Genomic DNA, 19,807 nt, shown 5'->3' on the forward strand with positions numbered 1-19,807 from the left:
GTGGAGACGCTGATCGAGGAGGCGATGAAGATCGCCGAGCAGATGGAGAAGGACGGCGTGATGTCCGGCGAACCCGCCGTCACCGTGAGCTGACCGCAGCAGAGAGGGGCCCGAGCGTGACGATTCTCGAGACCATCCGGGGGCCGCACGACCTCAAGGCGCTTGACGGCGCGAAGCTCGACGAACTGGCCGACGAGATCCGGGACTTCCTGATCCGGGCCGTCTCCCGCACCGGCGGCCACCTCGGTCCCAACCTGGGCGTCGTGGAACTCACCATCGCCCTGCACCGGGTCTTCGACTCGCCCGCCGACCGGATCCTGTGGGACACCGGCCACCAGAGCTACGTGCACAAACTGCTCACCGGCCGGCAGGACTTCTCCAAACTGCGCGGCAAGGGCGGCCTGTCCGGCTACCCCTCCCGCGAGGAGTCCGCGCACGACGTCATCGAGAACTCCCACGCCTCCACCGCCCTCGGCTGGGCCGACGGCCTGGCCAAGGCGCGCGACCTGCGGGGCGGGACCGAGCACGTCGTCGCCGTCGTCGGCGACGGCGCGCTCACCGGCGGCATGGCGTGGGAGGCGCTCAACAACATCGCCGCCGCCAAGGACCGCCCCCTGATCGCCGTCGTCAACGACAACGAACGCTCCTACGCGCCGACGATCGGCGGCCTCGCCGGCCACCTCTCCACCCTCCGCATCACCGACGGCTACGAACGCTTCCTGGCCTGGGGCAAGGACGTGCTCCGCCACACCCCCGTCATCGGACCGCCCCTGTACGGGTCGCTGCACGGTGCCAAGAAGGGCTTCAAGGACTTCATCGCCCCCCAGGGTCTGTTCGAGGACCTCGGGCTGAAGTACGTGGGCCCCATCGACGGGCACGACATCGGCGCCGTCGAGTCGGCGCTCCGCCGCGCCAAACGCTTCCACGGCCCGGTCCTCGTGCACTGCCTGACCCAGAAGGGCCACGGCTACGGACCCGCCCTGGAGGACGAGGCCGACCGCTTCCACGCCGTCGGCGCCATGGACCCGCTGACCTGCGAGCCGCTGGTGCCGTCCGCCGGCCCGTCCTGGACGTCGGTGTTCGGCGACGCCATCGCCGAGATCGGGGCCGAGCGGCCGGACGTCGTCGCCCTGACGGCCGCCATGCTGCATCCGGTCGGACTGACGAAGTTCGCCGAGCGGTTCCCCGACCGGGTCTGGGACGTCGGCATCGCCGAGCAGCACGCCGCCGTCTGCGCGGCCGGCCTCGCGACCGGCGGGCTGCACCCGGTCGTCGCCGTCTACGCCACCTTCCTCAACCGGGCCTTCGACCAGCTACTGATGGACGTGGCCCTGCACCGGTGCGGCGTCACCTTCGTCCTGGACCGGGCGGGCGTGACCGGAGTGGACGGCCCCTCGCACAACGGCGTCTGGGACCTGTCCCTGCTCCAGGCCATGCCCGGGCTGCGGATCGCCGCCCCGCGCGACGCCGGCGAGCTGCGCGCCCAGCTCCGCGAGGCGGTCGACGTGCACGACGCGCCGACCGTGCTGCGCTTCCCCAAGGAGTCGGTGGGTCCCCTGGTACCCGCCCTGGGGCGGATCGGCGGCATGGACGTCCTGCACCGGGCGGACGACGGCCCCGACGTGCTCCTGGTGGCCGTCGGCGCCATGGCGTCCGTCTGCCTCGGGGCGGCCGCGCTGCTCGCCGAACGCGGCATCGGGTGCACCGTCGTCGACCCGCGCTGGGTCAAGCCCGTCGACGCGCGCCTCGCCCCCCTCGCCGCCACCCACCGGCTGGTCGCCGTGGTCGAGGACAACAGCCGCAGCGGCGGGGTCGGCTGGGCGGTCGGGCAGGCGCTGCGCGACGCCGGGACCGACGTACCGCTGCGGACCTTCGGCGTCCCGGAGCAGTTCCTGGCCCACGCCAAGCGCGGGGAGGTGCTGGCCGACGTCGGGCTCACCCCGGTGGAGATCGCGGGCCGGATCGGCGGAGCGCTGGCAGGCAAGGAGAATGACGTATGAGCACGAAGTTCGACCTGGCGGCCCTGCTCGCCGAGCGCGGCACGGAGGGCTACGGGCTGCACGCCCGCCACCTCAACCCGCAGCTTCCGCGCATGCTCCGGACGATCGGCTTCGACCGGGTCTACGAGCGCGCCGAGGGCGCCCACTTCTGGGACGCGGACGGCAACGAGTACCTGGACATGCTCGCCGGGTTCGGCGTCATGGGCCTGGGCCGGCACCACCCCGTCGTCCGCAAGGCCCTCCACGACGTCCTGGACGCGGACCTCGCCGACCTCACCCGCTTCGACTGCCCGCCACTGCCCGGGCTGCTCGCCGAGCGGCTGCTGACCCACTCGCCGCACCTGGACCGGGTCTACTTCTCCAACAGCGGGACCGAAGCGGTGGAGACGGCGCTGAAGTTCGCCCGCCGGGCGACCGGCCGGCCCCGCGTCCTGTACTGCTCGCACGCCTTCCACGGGCTGACCACCGGATCCCTGTCGGTCAACGGGGAGAGCTGCTTCCGGGACGGCTTCGACCCGCTGCTGCCCGACACCGCCGTCGCGCTCGGCGACCTCACCGCCCTGGAACGGGAGCTGAAGCGGGGCGACGTGGCCGCCCTCATCGTCGAGCCCATCCAGGGCAAGGGCGTGCACGAGAGCCCGCCCGGCTTCCTGCGGGCCGCGCAGGAGCTGCTGCACCGGCACAAGGCCCTGCTGATCGCCGACGAGGTCCAGACCGGCCTCGGCCGTACCGGCGACTTCTACGCCTACCAGCACGAGGACGGCGTGGAGCCGGACCTGCTGTGCGTCGCCAAGGCCCTGTCCGGGGGCTATGTGCCCGTCGGGGCCACCCTCGGCAAGGACTGGATCTTCAAGAAGGTCTACTCGTCGATGGACCGGGTGCTCGTCCACTCCGCCAGCTTCGGGTCGAACGCCCAGGCGATGGCGGCCGGGCTCGCGGTCCTGGCGGTCATGGAGGACGAGGAGACCGTGGCGAACGCCCGGCGGACCGGTGAGCTGCTGAAGGAACGCCTCACCGCGCTGGTCGACCGCTACGAGATGCTGTCCGAGGTGCGCGGCCGCGGCCTGATGATCGGCATCCAATTCGGCCGCCCGTCCTCGCTGGGCCTGCGCAGCCGCTGGACGATGCTCCAGGCGGCCCGCAAGGGCCTTTTCGCACAGATGGTCGTGGTGCCGCTGCTCCGGCGCCACCGCATCCTCACCCAGGTGTCCGGCGACCGCCTGGAGGTCATCAAGCTGATCCCGCCGCTGATCATCGGGGAGCGGGAGGTCGACCGGTTCGTGGCGGCGTTCACCGACGTGATGGAGGAGGCGCACAGCGGCGGGGGGCTGATCTGGGACTTCGGCCGGACCCTGGTGAAGCAGGCTCTCGCCGACCGCTGACCCGTCGCCGATCACCTGCCCCAGCGCCTACGCCCCGGGGCTTTTGCCTCCGGGGCAAGAAATTTGCCTCTGGGGGAAGGTAGTGGCGCAATGGGCGCATGACCACTTCAGCCGGAGCTCCCTCGGAGCCTTCCGGGCCGGCCGGCGCCGAGCCGGACCCCGGGGCGCCCGCCGCGGTGCCGGACGTCGCGCCGCAGCTTCGGGCGCTGCGCCGGCGCCGGGGCCTGACCCTGGAGGCCGCCGCCCAGCGCGCCGGGCTGTCGCCGGCCCACCTGTCACGGCTGGAGACCGGCCGCCGCCAGCCGTCGCTGCCGATGCTCCTGGGCCTCGCCCGGGTCTACGGTACGACGGTCTCGGAGCTGCTGGGCGAGGTCCCGCCGGAGCGTGACCCGATCGTCCGGGGCGGCCGGGCCGAACCCGCCGAGGCGGACGGCTGGGTCTACCACCAGGCCGGCAGCCCCGGGCGGGCGATGCAGGCACTGCGCGTGCAGGTCCCGTACGCCACCCAGGGCGACCTGGTGCGCGTGCACCCGGGGGAGGAGTGGCTGTACGTCCTCGACGGGCGGGTGCGCCTGGTCCTGGGCGAGGCCGTACACGTCCTCGACCCGGGGGACAGCGCCCACTTCGACTCGCTCACCCCGCACCGCATCGGCGCCGCCACGCGCGGCGGCGCCGGGCTGCTGTTCGTCCACACCCTCATGCAGAGCCCCGCGGCCGACCTGTGCCTCGGCGCGGGCGTCCACCGCCGCTGAACCGATCGGAGAGATCCACCATGACCCAGGAACGGACGTTCCCCCGCGGGCTCGCCATCCGGCTCTTCGCCTACCTGGTCGCGGGCCACCTCTTCGCGGCCTTCCTCTACCTGCTGTTCGCCCTCGGCGCCGAGTAGGACGTCTCCGGTGGATCAGGCCTCGTCGAGCAGCCGCTCGCGCAGCCGCTCCCGCGTGGCGGGGCTGAGCCCCAGCCCTTCCGTCAGGTAGCGCTCGGTCGACCCCCAGGTCTCCTCGATCGTCGCGAAGGCCGCGTCCAGGTACTCGACGCGGGCCTCGAAGAGGGGGTTGAGCAGCTCCATGACCTGCGGTGACATCGCGGAGGGGGAGTCGTCGCTGCGGCGCACCCGGTAGCGGCGGCGGGGGTCGTTCGACTTGAGGTAGTCCTCCTCGATCGCCTCCCGCTCGACGCCGACGGCCAGCAGGGACACCGCTATGGACAGTCCCGCCCGGTCCTTGCCGGCCGCGCAGTGCATCAGGGCCGGGACGCTGTCCTCGGCGAGCGCGTGGAGGACCCGGCTGTGCTCGGCCGTGCGCTCGCGGATGATCATCCGGTACGAGGCGGTCATCCGGGCGGCGGCCTTGCCGTCGGCCAGGAGAGCGCGTAGCTGGTCGAGGTTCCCGTCGCGGACCATGGCCCAGAACTCGGCGCCGTCGGCCGGGTCGGAGAGCGGGAGGTTCACGTTGCGGACCCCGGGCAGCTCGACGTCCGGGCCTTCGATCTTCTGGTCGGCGGCGTTGCGGAAGTCGAAGATCGTGTGGAGGCCGAGGCCGGCCAGGAAGGCGGCGTCCTCTCCCGTCGCGTGCGCGAGGTGTCCGCTGCGGTAGAGCCTGCCGTGCCGCACCCGCCGGCCGTCCACGGTCGGGAGCCCACCGACGTCACGGAAGTTGCGGACTCCGGTCAGCTCGGGCTCGGTCGACGGGACCTGCGGAAGCTGCTGCGTCACGGGGGCTCCTCCGTGTCTGCGGTCGGCGTCGGGCACCGACAATCTCGCCATCCGACGATACGACATCGGTTCGTGACGCGATCAATCTCCGTGCAGGTCGCACATTCGTTGCCCCGCGCAGGTCAGCGACCGGCGGGGCACGCGTCGCGGCTGGGCGGGGCGGTGCCGCCGGGCCGGGGCGGAGCCGCGCGACCCGGGTAGTGGGGGAGGTGTAGGCATCTGTCCGGATTGGTCATCATTGGTCGACCCGGAGTCGGGCTGTCGACATGGCTTGGTGTGGTGCATGGGGATGAAGGTATTGCGGAGGTCCGTCAAGTATTGGGCTGTCTGTCCGTATTGGGGGATTGGGGATAACGTGCCCTGGTCGCGGGGGAGATGACCCCGGCCACGTGAGCAGCGTCATAAACGTGACGGTCCGTGGCGGAGGTCGATTCCTAAATGCCGTGCCCACAGCGGAAATACATGATCCGCAATGGACGCAGGGTGACCGGAATTCCATGACCGCCGAACCCTCCCGAATGCGGGTCGGAAAGCGGCGGCTTGTTCACGCCGACCCGGCTCGCTTAACGTCACGGCAATCCGGCCGGACCGCCGAATCCTGCCACCGGTCGGAATTCCCACCCACCCACGCGTGGCAGGAGCGGGGGACCCAGGTAGTTCGCCGGCCCGGAATTTCCGGGACCCGGCTCGGGGTGAAGTCGCGTCCATGGCGCGGCCGGACAACTCCAGTCCGAACCCGACAGCTCACCTCGCAGGCGCCGGAGAGGAAAAGCCATGCCCGCGAAGGGTAAGCACCGCCGTCCCAAGTCCAGCCCCATCACGCGTGGTTTCGTCGCCGCCGGAACCGGTGGCGCCGCCATCGCCCTCCCGCTGCTCGGCGCCACCGGCGCACACGCCGCGCCGGCCGCAGCCCCGGCCACCGCCCCGCAGGCGGCCGTCACCGCCGCCAAGGCCGCCCCCGAGGCCGCCGCGAAGAAGGCCGCGCCGCGCACGTACACCGTGGTCGCCGGCGACTACCTCTCCAAGATCGCTTACAACAAGAACGTCAAGGGCGGCTGGCACAAGCTCTACAAGGACAACCGCCAGGTCATCGGCGAGGACCCCTCCCTGATCCTCCCGGGCATGAAGCTCACCCTCGGCGCCAAGTCCACCGCCGCCCCGGCGAAGCCCAAGGCCGACGACACCCGCGCCGAGAGCCGCGCGTCCCGCTCCGCCGCCAAGACCGAGGCCCCGGCCAAGACCCAGGGCCCCGCCCAGGCCGCCCCCCAGGCCAGCGGCTCCGGCTTCACCGCCCCGGTCGACGCCGGCGTCACCACCCCCTACCGGGCCTCCGGCTCGAGCTGGTCCTCCGGCTACCACACGGGCGTCGACTTCGCCGCCTCCTCCGGCACCACCGTCAAGGCCGTCGGCCCGGGCACCGTCGTCTCCGCCGGCTGGAGCGGCGCGTACGGCAACGAGGTCGTCATCCAGCACGCCGACGGCAACTACTCGCAGTACGCCCACCTCTCCTCGCTGTCCGTCTCCTCCGGCCAGACGGTCGGCGGCGGCCAGCAGATCGGCCTGTCCGGCTCCACCGGCAACTCCACCGGTCCGCACCTCCACTTCGAGATCCGGACCAGCCCCAGCTACGGCTCGGACATCGACCCCCTGGCGTACCTCCGCCAGCACGGCGTCTCCGTCTGACACCTGCCGCTGACGGCATCACGAGCGTGAGGCCTCCGCCCGGCACCCCTCCCGGTGCCGGGCGGAGGCGTATTCCGGCTTGGGTGAATCTTGACCGGTGGGAAATATCACGCCCCGTCAACCCCTCCTTACGGTCGCGTAAGTCACATCCCCGGGTGAAGGATGTGTCCCCGTGGCAGACGATTCGGGATTCAGAGACAGTGACGTGTTCGGGTCGTACGCGGCGATCGGTGACAGCTTCACCGAAGGCGTCGGAGACCCCGGCCCCGACGGTACGTTCGTCGGCTGGGCGGACCGCCTCGCGGTGCTCCTGGCGGACCGGCTGCCGGAGCACCAGGGCTTCCGGTACGCCAACCTCGCCGTACGCGGGCGTCTCCTCGACCAGATCGTCGAGGAGCAGGTGCCGCGAGCCAAGGAACTCGCCCCCGACCTGGTGACCTTCTGTGCCGGCGGCAACGACATCATCCGCCCCGGCAGCGACCCGGACGAGGTCGCCGAGCGCTTCGAACGGGCCGTCGCCGATCTGACGTCCGTGGTCGGCACCGTCCTGGTGACCACCGGGTTCGACACCCGCGACGTGCCGGTGCTGCGCCGGCTGCGCGGCAAGATCGCCACCTACAACGGGCACGTGCGCGCCGTCGCGGACCGCTACGGCTGCCCGGTGCTCGACCTGTGGTCCCTCAAGACCGTCCAGGACCGGCGGGCCTGGGACAGCGACCGGCTCCACCTGTCGCCCGAGGGCCACACCCGCGTCGCCCTGCGGGCCGGCCAGGTCCTCGGCGTGCCCGTCCCCGCCGACCCCGACCAGGCATGGCCGCCCCTGCCGCCGCGCGGGCCCCTCGAACTGCGCCGCGACGACATCCAGTGGGCCCGCGAGTACCTGGTCCCGTGGATCGGGCGCCGGCTCCGCGGCGAATCGTCCGGCGACCACGTCTCGGCCAAGCGCCCGGACCTGCTCCCCCTGTAACCGCGCCGCCCTTTTCCTGGTCCGGTTCGCCTTCGGAGCGCTCGGTCCGGTGCCGACGGGCCGTCGTGCTCGGTCGCTGGTGCCTCGCGACGGCCCTTTCGGCATCGGAGCGCTCCTCGGCTCACTCGTGCGAGCCGGGGCGGGGCTCCGGGAGACCTATCTCGCGGGCGAGGGCCTCGTCCGCCCAGGCGCGCATCACGGCGCCGGAGAAGGCGGGGGCGTAGGCGGTCCGCTGCACGGCCAGTCCGTCCAGGAACGCGGTCAGCCGCCAGGCCGCCGCGACCGGGTCACCGCAGCGGAACTCGCCTGCCGCGGCACCCTCCGCGATGACCTCCGCCAGCGCCGCCTTCCACCGCCGGTCGAGGTCCTGGGCCACCTCCCGCAGCGCGGGCTCGCGCAGCGCCGCCGCCCAGCCCTCGATCCACAGGCGCCACCCCTTGGCCCGGCCGGTCGGCGCGTACCAGTGCACGGCCGCCCGCAGCCGGCGCGCCGCCGTCGTCCGGCGGCCCAGCAGCCGGCGCAGGTGCGCGAGGTCGCCCTCGGCGGCGTACGCGAACGCGGCCGCGACGAGCCGCTCCTTCGTGGCGAAGTGGTACAGCACCAGCGCGTTGCTCACGCCCAGCGCGGACGCCACGTCGGCGATCCGCACCGCCGCGACGCCCCGCGCCTCGATCTGCTCGACGGCGGCCCGCAGCAGCTCCTCCCGCCGCTCGGCCACGCTCAACCGCACTCTGCCCACGCCGACACCCTAGGGCGTGCCCCGAAGTGCCGTACGGTCCCGCCGTCCGTCACCGGCGGCCGAGGTCGCACTGGTCCCGGAACCCCTGACTGGTCAGGTCCAGCGCGGAATTGATCCGCGAGCGCATGTTCTCCAGCGCCACCATGGCGGTCAGCTCCACGAACGCGGCCTCCCCGAGCGCCCGGCGCAGCCGTTCCGCCAGGGCGTCGCCGACGGCCGGCGGGGTGGCGGTCATCGCCTCGGCGTACTCCAGCACGTCGCGCTCCAGCTCCGTGTACGCGTCGCTGTCCCGCCACACCGGCAGGTCGCGCAGCTTGCGCGCGTCCACCCCGCGCCGGGTGCTCTCCCAGTACCCGAAGTCCAGGCACCAGCCGCACCCGATGGACGCGGCCGACGCCAGCTCCGCCAGCGCCTTGAGGTGCGGGTCCAGCGCGTTCCAGCGGGCGGCGGCCAGCTCGAAGCCGATCGTCGCCCGGAGCACCCGGCCGTTGTGGGCCGCCGCCGACAACGGATCGAGGACCTTCCCGCCGTACGCGCGCCTCGCGTACCACGCGACGGCGCGGAAGAAGAGGGTGCGCGGGGGATCGAGCGATATGCGGGCCATGACGGGCCTCCAGGGGTGTGGTGAACGACCTTCCGCCCGGTACGACGGACGGGCCGCCGCCGATGTGACATCACCCTCGTCGGCCCGGCTCCCGTCCTGTCACACCCCCCGCCCATAATGGAGGCACCCTCACCCTCTGGAGGTTCCGTGACCGGCGCCGGCTCCCCGCACCCGCTGCGTTCCCGACTGCGTGCCCTGCGGCCCGCCGCGTTCGGCGCGGAGCCCACCGGGGAGCGGATGGAGCGCATCCGCCGCTCGCCGAACTTCGCGGACGGCGTCTTCCGCAACCCGGTGGGGACCAGGCACCGCCCGTCCGGGTCCACCGTGGACTTCGCGAAGACCTACTTCGAGAAGGAGTCGCGGGCCCGCCGGGCCCCGGCGGGCCCCATCCCGGTGCACCCCACCACCGTCGCCGACCTCGCCCGCCCGCCGGCCACCGGACTGCGGCTCACCTGGGCGGGGCACTCCAGCGTGCTGGCCGAGATCGACGGCGGCCGGGTCCTCTTCGACCCGGTGTGGGGCGAGCGCTGCTCCCCCTTCCCCTTCGCCGGCCCCCGGCGGCTCCACCCCGCCCCGCTGTCCCTCGCCGCGCTCGGCCCGGTCGACGCCGTCGTCATCTCCCACGACCACTACGACCACCTCGACCTCCCCTCCATCCGCGCCCTCGCCGCCACGGACACCGTCTTCGCCGTACCGCTCGGCGTGGGCGCCCACCTGGAGCACTGGGGCGTACCGGCCTCCCGGATACGGGAGCTGGACTGGAACGAGTCCACGGAGATCGCCGGCCTGCGGCTGACGGCCACCCCGGCCCGCCACTTCTGCGGCCGCGGCCTGCGCAACCAGCAGCACACCCTGTGGGCCTCCTGGGTCGTCGCCGGGCCCGAGCACCGCGTCTTCCACAGCGGGGACACCGGCTACTTCGAGGGCTTCGCCGGCATCGGCGCGGAGCACGGCCCGTTCGACGCCACCATGATCCAGCTCGGCGCGTACAGCGAGTACTGGCCGGACATCCACATGACCCCGGACGAGGCCGTGCGCGCCCACCTCGACCTCCAGGGCGGCACCCCCCGGGGCGTGCTGCTGCCCATCCACTGGGGGACGTTCAACCTCGCGCCGCACCCGTGGGCCGAACCCGCCGAGTGGACCAAGGACGCCGCCGGGGACGCCGGTCAGGCGGTCGCCTTCCCCCGTCCCGGCGAGCCCTTCGAGCCGTCCGGGAAGCTGCCCGGGGAGCCGTGGTGGCGAGCGGTGTCCGCCGCCCTGGAGCACCCCTGGCGCGCGGCGAAGGGCTCCGCCGGCACCCCGGCCACGGCCTGAGCCCGGGCGGACGACGCCCCTTCCGGCAGACCCTCTCTACGGCCTGCCGAAGGCGGCCACCATGATGTCCTGGGCCACCTGGTTCATGCCCTGTCCCTTGGCGTCCGTGGAGTTGACGCCGTAGACCAGTGTCCGCGAGCCGTCGCGGGTGGAGGCGATGGCCGCGTTGTACCCCCAGCGGCCGCCGCTCTTCCCCCACACCTCGCGGCCGCCCAGGGTCTTCACGGACAGGCCGACGGAGTACGCGGCCGGGTCGCCGGTCCGCAGGTCCGTCACCCCGGGCACCGTGAACATCTCCGCCAGGAGCGGACCGCGCACGACCTCGCCCCGGAAGAGGGCGTGGGTGAAGCGTTCCAGGTCGGCCGTGGTCGAGACGAGGTCGCCGGCCGCCCAGCCGTCGGTCGCCCCCCAGACCGACACGTCGCGCAGACCGGTCGTGCCGTCCTCCAGCCGCATCGTCTGGTAGCCGTGGTTGTGCCGGCCGGCGATGCGCGGGTCGGACCCGGGGAGGCAGGTGTCGCGCAGGCCGAGCGGACGGAGGACCCTGCCGGCCACCTGCTCCTCGTGCGAGTCGCCGGTGACCCGCTCGATCAGCAGTCCGGCGATCGTGTAGCCGATGTTCAGGTAGTGCTGCCGGGTGCCCGGCGCGAACTCGGGCTCCTTCGAGGTGGCCGAACGGACCATGTCCTCCGGGTCATGGATCTCGAAGCGCCGCGCGTACCACTCCTCGACCGTGTCGCCGGGGAGGTCGGCCGCCGGGATGCCGTGCGTGTGGTTGAGCAACTGCCGGACGGTGACGCCCCCGTACGTCGCGGGGATCAGCTCCGGCAGGTACGAGCGCGCTCTCGCGTCCAGGTCCAGACGGCCCTCCGCGGCCAGTTGCAGGGCCACCGCCGCCGTGAACACCTTCGTCACCGAACCCGCCCGGAAGCGGGCACCGGGGTCGGCCGGCCGGCCGGTCCGCAGGTCGTGGACGCCCGCGCTGCCCCGCCAGACGCCCTCCGTGCCGCCGACCCGGACCAGAGCGGCCGTGGCGGCGGCCGTCGGCAATCCCGCGACGGCCCTCTCCAGCGCGGCCGTCCCGGACGGCGCGGCCGGGTGGGGGGACGCGGCGGGGGCGGAGGCGGGGGGCGCGGAGGCGGCGGCCGGCAGGACGGCCGGTCCTGCCACGACGCCCAGCACCAGTGTGGCGGCCAGCAGCGCGCGGGTGGTGCTCTTCATGGTCAACTCCTTGGGTGTGAGCCGTTTTCCCGATGGCCCCATCCTGCTGACCGGCGACTTCCCGCGGATCCCTCCCACCGGCGGTCTTCCCCGGTCAGTTCCTCACCGGCACGGGGGAGGGGCCGCAGCCGGGTGCTCCCCCGTGCGGGGGATCCCCGGCCACGACCAGCCCCGTCTCGTACGCGCAGATCACCGCCTGGATCCGGTCCCGCAGCCCGAGCTTGGCGAGCACATGTCCCACGTGCGTCTTCACCGTGTGGTCGCTGACCACCAGCTCGGCGGCGATCTCCGCGTTCGACAGCCCTCGCGCGAGCAGCAGCAGCGTCTCCCGCTCCCGGCCGGTCAGCACCTCCAGGCGCGGGTCCTGCCGCCGCCGGGCCGCCGCCGGGCGGGTGTACTGCTCCACCAGGCGCCGGGCCACCGGCGGCGCGAGCAGCGAGTCTCCCGCCGCGACCACCCGTACCGCGTGCACGAGATCGTCCCGGCGCACGTCCTTCAGCAGGAACCCGCTCGCGCCCGCGTGCAGCGCCTCGTACACGTACTCGTCGGTGTCGAAGGTCGTCAGCATCACCGTCCGGCAGGCACCGGAGGCGCTGATCGCACGGCACGCCTCGATCCCGTCCGTGCCCGGCATCCGGATGTCCAGCAGCGCCACGTCCGGCGCGTGCCGCCGTACCGCCTCCACCGCCTCCGCGCCGTCCGCCGCCTCCGCGACCACCTCGATGTCCGGCTGGACGTCCAGGATCATCGCGAAGCCGCTGCGCACCAGTTCCTGGTCGTCGGCCACCACCACCCGGATCGTCACCGCGTCACCTCCGCCGCGCACGGTACGGGGACCCGCACCCGCACCTCGAAGCCCCGGCCGCCCGGGCCCGGCCCGGTGACCGCCGTACCGCCGTGCGCGGCGGCCCGCTCCCGCAGCCCGACCAGCCCGTGTCCACCGGCGGACCCGGCCCGTGGACCGCGTCCGTCGTCCGTCACCCGGACCTCCACGTCGTCCTCCCCATAGGCCAGCCGCACCCGCACGGTGCGGGCGTCCGCGTGCCTGACCACGTTCGTGAGCGCTTCCTGGACGACACGGAAGAGGGTCGTCCCGGTGGCGCCGGGCAGCGGCCGCACCCGCCCGGTCGTCCCGTACCGGACGTCGAGCCCGCCGGCCCGTACCCGGTCCAGCAGCGCGGGCAGGCCGGCCAGGCCGGGTTGCGGCGCGCGCGGGGCGCCGCCCGGCTCACCGGCCTCGCGGAGGACGCCCAGCATGCCGCGCAGTTGCGCCATCGCGTCCCGGCCCGCCTCGGAGATCGCGTCGAAGGCGGCCTCCGCGCGCTCCGGCGCCGTGCGCACCGCCACCGGACCCGCCTCCGCCTGCACGACCATCAGGCTCACCGCGTGGGACAGGACGTCGTGCATCTCCCGGGCGATCCGGGCCCGTTCGCGGGCGGCGGCCTGCTCGGCCTCGATCCGGTTCGCCCGCTGCCTGGCGTCCGTCAGCCGTCCGAACACGTACGCCGCCGCGAACACGAAGAGGGAGAAGGTCAGTTCACGGGCCGAGCGCGTGTTCAGCCACACCGACACCGGCACGGCGACCAGCAGCAGCGCCCCGGCGGCCAGCCGCTGCCACGCCGGGCACAGCGCGGCGATCGTGTAGACGATGACGAGCCCGGTGTACGGCAGGGGCTGCCCCGGCCCGTCCAGCGCCAGCCGGTACAGCGCGCCGGCCGCCAGGATCGCGCACAGGACCGCCAGCGGAGCGCGCCGGCGCCATACGAGCGGGACGACGGTCAGCGTCGACAGCGCGTACGCCGGCCAGGTCGCCGGTTCGAGGCCGGGCGGCCGGGGCACCACGAACGGCATGGTCATCGCCGCCTGCACCAGCAGCGCGATGCCGATGTCCACGAGCAGGGGGTTGGCCGCGCCCAGCGCCTCCCCCCGGACCCGCCACTCCCGCGCCCGTCCCCGCACATCCATGAACCACCGCCCCCCGGACGGGTGTCGGTCGACCCCGTCGTCGTCACCGTACGCGACACCGGCAGCGGCGGCGTGCCGGCCCGGGCGGCTTATCGGGCGGCCGTGCGAGGGCTCATACCGGAGCGGGACGCCGGGTGGGCAAGTTCATCAACCGCGCACCACACCCGACCGATGGACGACTACTGTGTGTGGCCGGTGAGCAACGGTGGGCGCATGGGGCGCACGGCGCCCCCACGACACCGGATCCCGACGACCGCCCGCACGCCCAAGCGTCACCACGCCACATCCGCGCATCCCCACCTTGCCGAATCCTGTTCCTGGGCCCCACGTACCGAGGACGCCATGTCTCCACTTCGCCCGCCCGCCGTGCGGCCGGACCGCCGAGAAGGCGGGCGGCACGGCCGGCCAGGCGGCCGCTCCCTGTCCTGCACGGGGAGGCCGCGCCCCTCCTCCGGCTCGCCCGAGACCCGGCTGCGCCCCCGGCTCGTGCGGGCCGCCGTCCTGCCACCGGTGGCGGTGGCCCTCGGCGGGGCGGCCGCCGTGCTCTTCACCATCCGCTCCACCGGGGCTCCCCTCACCCCCGCCCTGTGGGCCGCCCTCTCCGCCTCGGCGGCCCTCGCCGTGGCGGCCGTCGCCACCGCCCTGCTGGGCGCCCACCGCGCGGCCACGGCCGTGCTCGACCGGTGCGACGCCCTGCGCCGGCGCAGCGCACGCGGCCAGAACGAGCTGCGCGCCCTGGTCGAACAGCTCCGCCGGGGGGAACGCCCACCCGCCCGGCAGGGCACGACGGCGCCCCCCGCCGGCGGGGACGAGTGGGACCTGCTGACGGACGAACTGGGCCGCGCCCACGAGGTGGCGATGGCGACCGTCGTCCAGGCGTCCCGGCTGTCCAGCAGCGTCGGCGACGAACAGAAGGTCGAGGTCTTCGTCAACCTCGCCCGGCGCCTCCAGTCCCTCGTCCACCGCGAGATCCAGCTCCTGGACGAGCTGGAGAACGAGGTCGAGGACCCCGAGCTGCTCAAGGGCCTCTTCCACATCGACCACCTGGCCACCCGGATCCGCCGGCACGCCGAGAACCTCGCCGTCCTCGGCGGGGCCGTCTCCCGCCGCCAGTGGTCCCACCCGGTCACCATGACCGAGGTGCTCCGTTCCGCCATCGCGGAGGTCGAGCACTACCCGCGGGTCAAGCTGGTGCCGCCCGTCGACGGCACCCTGCGCGGGCACGCGGTCGCCGACGTCATTCACCTGCTCGCCGAACTGGTCGAGAACGCCACCCTGTTCTCCGCCCCGCACACCCCGGTCCTGCTGCGGGCCCAGTACGTGACGGCCGGACTCGCCATCGAGGTCGAGGACCGGGGCCTGGGCATGTCCGTCGTCGAGCAGAACCGGATGAACGCCCTGCTCACCGACCCCGATCAGGTGAACGTGGCGCACCTGCTCCAGGACGGCCGGATCGGGCTGTTCGTCGTCGCGGCGCTCGCCCGCCGGCACGGCATCGCCGTACGGCTCCAGTCGAACATCTACGGCGGCGTCCAGGCCGTGCTGGTCCTGCCGCATGCCCTCCTCGGCGGCGAGCCCGACGAGCTGCCCGGCGCCGAACCCGGTGGCGTCCCGGGAGGCGTGCCCGGCGCGGTGCCGGCCCCGGGGCCCGCACACCACGAGTCGGCCCACGCGGCCCCCGTCCCGCCGACGGCCCCGCCCCGGCACGGCGGCCACGCCCCCTTGCCCGTACGCGGCGAACGGCCCGGCCGGCCCGGCCCCGCGACGGCGGTACCCGGCCCGGCCGGCCCCGCCGGTCACCCGGGCCCCGCCGGTCTCCCGGGCCCCGCCGGTCTCCCGGGCCCCGCCGGTCACCCCGGTCCCTCTGGACCCGCCGAGGCCCCCGACCGCCCGCAACTGCCCAGGCGGCGGGCGCAGGAGCACCTCGCACCCCAGCTCCGGGACGCCCCCGCCCCCCGCGCCACCGGTGACGACACCCTGCACGACCCGGGACTCATGGCGGCCTTCCGGCGCGGCATCGGCCTGGCCGAGGCCATGCCCACCATCGAGGACCCCCACCGTCCCGCCCACCCCGGACACCCCGGGCCCCCGGAACCGCAACCCCACGACGAAGCGCACAAGGAGTAGATGCACCATGGCGAGCGATGTGCGGACCGGCCAGTCACCGGATCTCGACTGGCTGCTCGGCGGCCTGGTCCAGCGGGTGCCGTACACCCGCAGCGCGGTCCTGCTCTCCTCGGACGGCCTGGTGAAATCGGTGCACGGCCTCGACCCCGACAGCGCCGACCACATGGCGGCCCTGGCCTCCGGCCTGTACTCCCTCGGCCGCAGCGCCGGCAGCCGCTTCGGCGACGACGGCGAGGTCCGGCAGGTGGTCGTCGAGCTCGACTCCACCCTGCTGTTCGTCTCCACCGCCGGATCCGGCACCTGCCTGGCGGTGCTCGCCGGACGCGAAACGGATGCCGCGGTCCTCGGCTACGAGATGACGATGCTGGTCAAGAGCGTGCGGCCCTACCTGGTCACGCCGGCCAGACAAGCGGCGGCCCCGGGCGGCCCGGGGCGCTGACCCGTGCCGCGCCGACAGGACGGGCCCTGGCTCGACGACGCGGCCGGCCGGCTGGTCCGGCCGTACACGGTGAGCGGCGGCCGCACCCGGCCCACCGCGGCACTGGACCTGCTCTCCCTGGTGATGGCCACCGGAACGGCACCCCAGCCGCACCTCGGCCCCGAGCACCGCACGGCCCTCGGCCTGTGTGCCGGGCCGACCTCGGTGGCCGAGGTCGCGGCGCACTTACGGCTGCCCGCGGTGGTGACGAAAGTGCTGCTCTGCGATCTCGTCGACTGCGGGGCGCTGACCGCCCGGGCGCCCCGCCTCCACGACACCCCCACCGACCGTTCCCTGCTGGAGGCAGTGCTCGATGGCCTACGACGACGGCTCTGAGCGCCGGCCCGGGCAGCGTCCCGGGACCCACGACGACCACGACGCCTTCCCCACCGCGCTGAAGATCCTCGTCGCGGGCGGCTTCGGCGTCGGCAAGACCACCTTCGTCGGAGCGGTCAGCGAGATCCCGCCACTGAGCACGGAGGAGATCCTCACCACGGTGAGCGCCGCGACCGACAGCCTCGAAGGCGTGGAACGCAAGACCACGACCACGGTCGCCATGGACTTCGGCCGCATCAGCCTCGACGGCCGGCACGTGCTCTACCTCTTCGGCACGCCCGGGCAGGAGCGCTTCTGGTTCATGTGGGACGAACTGTCCGAGGGCGCCCTCGGGGCGGTCGTCCTCGCCGACACCCGGCGCCTGGACGCCTCCTTCCCGGCGGTGGACTTCTTCGAACGGCGCGGTATCCGCTTCCTTGTCGCCGTCAACGAGTTCGACGGCTCCCACCGGTACGGACCGGACGAGGTACGGGCGGCGATCGACCTCGCGCCGGAGGTCCCGGTCGTCCTGTGCGACGCCCGGATCGCCAGCTCCGGCATCCAGACCCTGGTCAGCCTCGTCCAGCACCTGCTGGACTCCCATCCGGCCCCCGCGCCGACGCCCAGCCACGGAGCACCGACATGACGTACGACCCGACCGGCCACCTGCTGCTCACCCCCGTCGACCGCGAGGCCCCGCTGCGCGTCCAGCGGCTCCGGACGCTCGGCATCGGACAGCACCCCGACCCCGACTTCGACGCCTTCGCCGAGGAGCTCGCCGAGGTGACCGGCGCGCCGTACGCCATGGTCAACTTCATCGACGAGCACCAGCAGTTCTTCGCGGGCCTGCACACCCCCGACGGCCTGCACACCCCCGACGCCACCCGGGCCCCCGACGCCACCCGCGCCCCGGACGTCACCCGTGCCGCCCGGTGGCCCGGCGGCACGACGGCCGCCGGCGGCGTCGGCCGGTACATGGCCCGCGACCACGGCTACTGCCCGCACGTCGTCGTCCGCCGCAAGGCCCTCGTCCTGGAGGACGTCCGCGACTACCCGCGGTTCGCCGGCAACCCGGTCGTCGACGAGATCGGCATCCGCTCCTACCTGGGCGCGCCCCTCATCGACCGTACGGGCACGGCCCTCGGCACCGTCTGCGTGGTCGACACCGAGCCCCGGCCGTGGGGACGGCCGGGGCTGGAGACCATCAAGGCGCACGCCGCCGCCCTGGTGGAGCGGATCCACCGCCGGGAGGACGGCGGCGTGTGACCGGCCCCGCGCGGGGCCCGGGGCAAAGCGGTTCGTGATCACCGGCAGGAGTGCGGTATTGTTCTCGTGCACGCCGGGCCGGGGGAAACCCCAGGTCAGACGGGCACCGGGACGTGGCGCAGCTTGGTAGCGCACTTGACTGGGGGTCAAGGGGTCGCAGGTTCAAATCCTGTCGTCCCGACTTGCGACAACGCGAGTCGGAGGTCGTATCGGAGTGATCCGGTACGGCCTCTCGGTCGTTTCCGGGCCCTTTCGCCCGGTGGCCGGGGCCGGTGCGCTCACCGGCCGGTGCGGGCGGTGCGCTCGAACGCCGCGAAGGCGGCCTCCTGACGCCACTGGACGGCGGCCTTGGGGCTGGTGGCCAGCAGCCGCCGGCAGGGCCCGGGGAGGGGGCGGCCGCCGGTGGGGTGGAGGCCGGCGCAGGCGGGTACGGGGCGGTAGCCGCCGGCGGTGGGGTTGCCCCGCCAGAGGCTGCGGCCGGGGAGGAACGCGTACTCCAGGGACGCGCGAGCGAGGTCCTTCAGCTCGGGGTACGACAGGCCGTGGGCCGTCGCGGCGTACTGGTACTCGTGACCGAGGTCGGTCCGCGAGACGCCCGGGTCGTCGGTCGCCAGGACCACGGGCACGCCGTGGGCGCGGTAGGTGGCGAAGGGGTGGTCGTCGCCCAGGACACCGAGGATCTGGGCGTTGCTGGTGAAGGCCACCTCGACGGCCACCTCGCGGGCCGCCATCGTCCGGGCGGTGGCCCGCCAGTCGTCCTCGTGGACCAGGCCGACGCCGTGCCCGATCCGCTCGGCGCCCGCCACCGTGACCGCTTCCCGGATGTGGAAGGCCAGGTGCTCGGGCCCGGCCAGGCCCGGCCACAGCTCGCCCGCGTGCAGGGTGACGTGCGCCCGGGGGTGGACGCCGCGCAGGTACCGGAGCATGCGCATGTGCAGGCGGTAATGGGCCAGCGCCCCGGCCTCGTCCTCCGGCTGGACCAGGTTGACGGCCACGAACCGGGCGTCGCGTTCGGCCAGCCGCATGGCGAGCGCCAGTTGCGTGAAGACCCGTACGGGTGAATCGCCCCGTGCGACCTGGGAGATCCGGCGCACGGTCAGCCGGCACGCGGCACCGGGCCGCCCGGTGCCGCAGCGCGCCGCCGTACGGAACCCCGCGTCGGCGTCGTCGGCCTCCCTCCGCGCCGCGGCGACCAGCCCGTCCAGCCTGCCGCCGACGGTGAGCCGGCCGTACAGCCGCCTCAGGTCGGCGTCCCATCCGACGTCGTCGGCCAGCTCCCTCGCCGCGCCCGGCACCGGCGTCACCATCGTCTCCAGATAGGACTGGTTCCCGGCGGCCGCCTTCTCCGCCACCTCGGCCAGCAGCTCTCCGGGGTGGCGCGAGGCGACCTCGGCGAACCTGCCGAACGTACCGAAGAAGTGGTCGTGACCGTTCCGCCCCGGCGGCAGGTCCTGCATGGACCAGGCACGCACCAGGGCGGTACGGAAGGACGCGTCCGCCCGGGCGTCCGCGGCCGGCCGCGTACCCGGCCCGCAGGGCGGCGGCACCGCCGTCATGGTCGAGGGGTCAACGCACAGGCCGTCGTCACCGGCCAGCCGGACCAGGTACTCCGTCGTCACCGCGCCCCACAGGTGATGATGCAGGTCACCGCCCTTCGGCAGGCGCCGGAAGAAGTCGCGCAGCAGCCGGGGATCACGGCGGGCGTGCCGCAGCAGGGCGTCGGTGCGCGCCTCGGCGGCGGTCGGGGGACGGGGAGCCGGGGGCCGGGGGAGCGGCCCCGCCGAGGCGGGGAGCGGGGCCGGCGGGCCCAGCAGGCCGAGCGCCGCGACGACGGGGACGAGCAGGGTCCGCAGCCGGCGGGCGGTACGGCGGCGGGCGGTACGGCGGGGGTCCGGGATCACGGCCCCATGATCGGCGCCGGGCCGCCGACCGGACGGCCCCCGGCGCCGCACCCGCCCGGACACCACCCGCCCGAGGGAGCCGGCGAGTGAGCCGAAGGGGCGCGGCGGGTGCCGAGAGGGAGAAC

The 19,807-nt window shown here is 74.0% G+C and carries 19 protein-coding genes, 1 tRNA gene and 1 riboswitch; of the genes, 13 read left to right on the top strand and 7 right to left on the bottom strand.

Features of this window, described 5'->3' with window-relative positions; translation table 11 throughout:
* Window positions 1–116: 116 nt before the first annotated feature.
* The 4 genes from dxs (at window position 117) to ACF068_RS29890 (ending at window position 4,271) form a co-directional block, all read left to right on the top strand.
* Window positions 117–2,000: a 1-deoxy-D-xylulose-5-phosphate synthase gene (gene dxs, locus ACF068_RS29875; RefSeq protein WP_392277429.1), complete on the top strand. Its 1,884-nt coding sequence runs from the start codon at window positions 117–119 to the stop codon at window positions 1,998–2,000.
* The gene (locus ACF068_RS29880) at window positions 1,997–3,382 is read left to right on the top strand and encodes an aspartate aminotransferase family protein (RefSeq protein ID WP_392277430.1); all 1,386 of its coding nucleotides are present in this window, start codon (window positions 1,997–1,999) and stop codon (window positions 3,380–3,382) included. The genes dxs and ACF068_RS29880 overlap by 4 nt, the downstream gene beginning before the upstream one ends.
* A gap of 98 nt (window positions 3,383–3,480) precedes the next feature.
* Window positions 3,481–4,134 (top strand): XRE family transcriptional regulator, encoded by a 654-nt coding sequence (locus tag ACF068_RS29885; RefSeq protein ID WP_392277431.1) that lies wholly within the window; start codon window positions 3,481–3,483, stop codon window positions 4,132–4,134.
* 20 nt (window positions 4,135–4,154) lie between these two features.
* Entirely contained in the window at window positions 4,155–4,271 is a 117-nt protein-coding gene (locus ACF068_RS29890; RefSeq protein WP_392277432.1) for a DUF6126 family protein, read from the top strand.
* 15 nt (window positions 4,272–4,286) lie between these two features.
* Here the strand turns inward: ACF068_RS29890 and ACF068_RS29895 are convergent, their stop codons facing one another.
* On the bottom strand, window positions 4,287–5,099 hold the full coding sequence (locus ACF068_RS29895; protein WP_392277433.1) for a tyrosine-protein phosphatase: 813 nt from the start codon (window positions 5,097–5,099) through the stop codon (window positions 4,287–4,289).
* Between the two features lie 612 nt (window positions 5,100–5,711).
* A riboswitch (cyclic di-AMP (ydaO/yuaA leader) is annotated at window positions 5,712–5,870 on the top strand.
* A 3-nt stretch (window positions 5,871–5,873) separates the two neighbouring features.
* Here ACF068_RS29895 and ACF068_RS29900 point away from each other — a divergent pair.
* Window positions 5,874–6,782, top strand: coding sequence for a peptidoglycan DD-metalloendopeptidase family protein (locus ACF068_RS29900; protein ID WP_392277434.1), 909 nt, complete (start codon window positions 5,874–5,876; stop codon window positions 6,780–6,782).
* Window positions 6,783–6,954: 172 nt separating this feature from the next.
* On the top strand, window positions 6,955–7,749 hold the full coding sequence (locus tag ACF068_RS29905; protein WP_392277435.1) for an SGNH/GDSL hydrolase family protein: 795 nt from the start codon (window positions 6,955–6,957) through the stop codon (window positions 7,747–7,749).
* A gap of 121 nt (window positions 7,750–7,870) precedes the next feature.
* Here the strand turns inward: ACF068_RS29905 and ACF068_RS29910 are convergent, their stop codons facing one another.
* Together ACF068_RS29910 and ACF068_RS29915 are read right to left on the bottom strand one after the other, a co-directional pair.
* The gene (locus ACF068_RS29910; protein ID WP_392277436.1) at window positions 7,871–8,488 is read right to left on the bottom strand and encodes a TetR/AcrR family transcriptional regulator; all 618 of its coding nucleotides are present in this window, start codon (window positions 8,486–8,488) and stop codon (window positions 7,871–7,873) included.
* A 49-nt stretch (window positions 8,489–8,537) separates the two neighbouring features.
* On the bottom strand, window positions 8,538–9,092 hold the full coding sequence (locus ACF068_RS29915) for a carboxymuconolactone decarboxylase family protein (protein ID WP_392277437.1): 555 nt from the start codon (window positions 9,090–9,092) through the stop codon (window positions 8,538–8,540).
* Between the two features lie 147 nt (window positions 9,093–9,239).
* On the opposite strand from ACF068_RS29915, the gene ACF068_RS29920 reads away from it, so the two are divergent.
* Complete coding sequence (locus ACF068_RS29920) at window positions 9,240–10,409, top strand: MBL fold metallo-hydrolase (protein ID WP_392277438.1); 1,170 nt, start codon at window positions 9,240–9,242, stop codon at window positions 10,407–10,409.
* A 36-nt stretch (window positions 10,410–10,445) separates the two neighbouring features.
* On the opposite strand, the gene ACF068_RS29925 is transcribed toward ACF068_RS29920, so the two are convergent.
* From ACF068_RS29925 to ACF068_RS29935, 3 genes are all read right to left on the bottom strand, one after another.
* Window positions 10,446–11,630, bottom strand: coding sequence for a serine hydrolase domain-containing protein (locus ACF068_RS29925; RefSeq protein ID WP_392277439.1), 1,185 nt, complete (start codon window positions 11,628–11,630; stop codon window positions 10,446–10,448).
* Window positions 11,631–11,724: 94 nt separating this feature from the next.
* A complete protein-coding gene (locus ACF068_RS29930) occupies window positions 11,725–12,435 on the bottom strand; it encodes a response regulator (RefSeq protein WP_392277440.1) in 711 nt (236 codons plus the stop codon).
* The gene (locus tag ACF068_RS29935) at window positions 12,432–13,595 is read right to left on the bottom strand and encodes a sensor histidine kinase (RefSeq protein ID WP_392277441.1); all 1,164 of its coding nucleotides are present in this window, start codon (window positions 13,593–13,595) and stop codon (window positions 12,432–12,434) included. The genes ACF068_RS29930 and ACF068_RS29935 overlap by 4 nt, the downstream gene beginning before the upstream one ends.
* Window positions 13,596–13,937: 342 nt before the next feature.
* On the opposite strand from ACF068_RS29935, the gene ACF068_RS29940 reads away from it, so the two are divergent.
* From ACF068_RS29940 to ACF068_RS29965, 6 genes are all read left to right on the top strand, one after another.
* Window positions 13,938–15,722, top strand: a complete 1,785-nt coding sequence (locus ACF068_RS29940) for an ATP-binding protein (protein WP_392277442.1) — start codon at window positions 13,938–13,940, stop codon at window positions 15,720–15,722.
* A 7-nt stretch (window positions 15,723–15,729) separates the two neighbouring features.
* Window positions 15,730–16,161 carry a roadblock/LC7 domain-containing protein gene (locus tag ACF068_RS29945; protein WP_392277443.1) on the top strand — a complete coding sequence of 144 codons (432 nt, stop codon included), beginning with the start codon at window positions 15,730–15,732 and terminating at the stop codon, window positions 16,159–16,161.
* Window positions 16,162–16,164: 3 nt separating this feature from the next.
* A complete protein-coding gene (locus tag ACF068_RS29950; protein WP_392277444.1) occupies window positions 16,165–16,536 on the top strand; it encodes a DUF742 domain-containing protein in 372 nt (123 codons plus the stop codon).
* On the top strand, window positions 16,514–17,161 hold the full coding sequence (locus tag ACF068_RS29955) for an ATP/GTP-binding protein (RefSeq protein WP_392277445.1): 648 nt from the start codon (window positions 16,514–16,516) through the stop codon (window positions 17,159–17,161). The genes ACF068_RS29950 and ACF068_RS29955 overlap by 23 nt, the downstream gene beginning before the upstream one ends.
* Window positions 17,158–17,781, top strand: a complete 624-nt coding sequence (locus ACF068_RS29960) for a GAF domain-containing protein (RefSeq protein WP_392277446.1) — start codon at window positions 17,158–17,160, stop codon at window positions 17,779–17,781. The genes ACF068_RS29955 and ACF068_RS29960 overlap by 4 nt, the downstream gene beginning before the upstream one ends.
* A 107-nt stretch (window positions 17,782–17,888) precedes the next feature.
* Window positions 17,889–17,962, top strand: a tRNA-Pro gene (locus ACF068_RS29965).
* Between the two features lie 97 nt (window positions 17,963–18,059).
* Here ACF068_RS29965 and ACF068_RS29970 read toward each other — a convergent pair.
* Window positions 18,060–19,682, bottom strand: a complete 1,623-nt coding sequence (locus ACF068_RS29970) for an adenosine deaminase (RefSeq protein WP_392277447.1) — start codon at window positions 19,680–19,682, stop codon at window positions 18,060–18,062.
* Window positions 19,683–19,807: the final 125 nt, after the last annotated feature.

The sequence above is a fragment of the Streptomyces sp. NPDC016309 genome (genome assembly GCF_043077235.1).
Taxonomy (GTDB): domain Bacteria; phylum Actinomycetota; class Actinomycetes; order Streptomycetales; family Streptomycetaceae; genus Streptomyces.

Bases quoted from the DNA above. Each gene is read 5' to 3' on its own strand.
- ACF068_RS29880 (WP_392277430.1), top strand. From the start codon at position 1,997: ATGAGCACGAAGTTCGACCTGGCGGCCCTGCTCGCCGAGCGCGGCACG.
- ACF068_RS29885 (WP_392277431.1), top strand. From the start codon at position 3,481: ATGACCACTTCAGCCGGAGCTCCCTCGGAGCCTTCCGGGCCGGCCGGC.
- ACF068_RS29890 (WP_392277432.1), top strand. From the start codon at position 4,155: ATGACCCAGGAACGGACGTTCCCCCGCGGGCTCGCCATCCGGCTCTTC.
- ACF068_RS29900 (WP_392277434.1), top strand. From the start codon at position 5,874: ATGCCCGCGAAGGGTAAGCACCGCCGTCCCAAGTCCAGCCCCATCACG.
- ACF068_RS29915 (WP_392277437.1), bottom strand. From the start codon at position 9,092: ATGGCCCGCATATCGCTCGATCCCCCGCGCACCCTCTTCTTCCGCGCC.
- ACF068_RS29925 (WP_392277439.1), bottom strand. From the start codon at position 11,630: ATGAAGAGCACCACCCGCGCGCTGCTGGCCGCCACACTGGTGCTGGGC.
- ACF068_RS29935 (WP_392277441.1), bottom strand. From the start codon at position 13,595: ATGGATGTGCGGGGACGGGCGCGGGAGTGGCGGGTCCGGGGGGAGGCG.
- ACF068_RS29940 (WP_392277442.1), top strand. From the start codon at position 13,938: ATGTCTCCACTTCGCCCGCCCGCCGTGCGGCCGGACCGCCGAGAAGGC.
- ACF068_RS29945 (WP_392277443.1), top strand. From the start codon at position 15,730: ATGGCGAGCGATGTGCGGACCGGCCAGTCACCGGATCTCGACTGGCTG.
- ACF068_RS29955 (WP_392277445.1), top strand. From the start codon at position 16,514: ATGGCCTACGACGACGGCTCTGAGCGCCGGCCCGGGCAGCGTCCCGGG.
- ACF068_RS29960 (WP_392277446.1), top strand. From the start codon at position 17,158: ATGACGTACGACCCGACCGGCCACCTGCTGCTCACCCCCGTCGACCGC.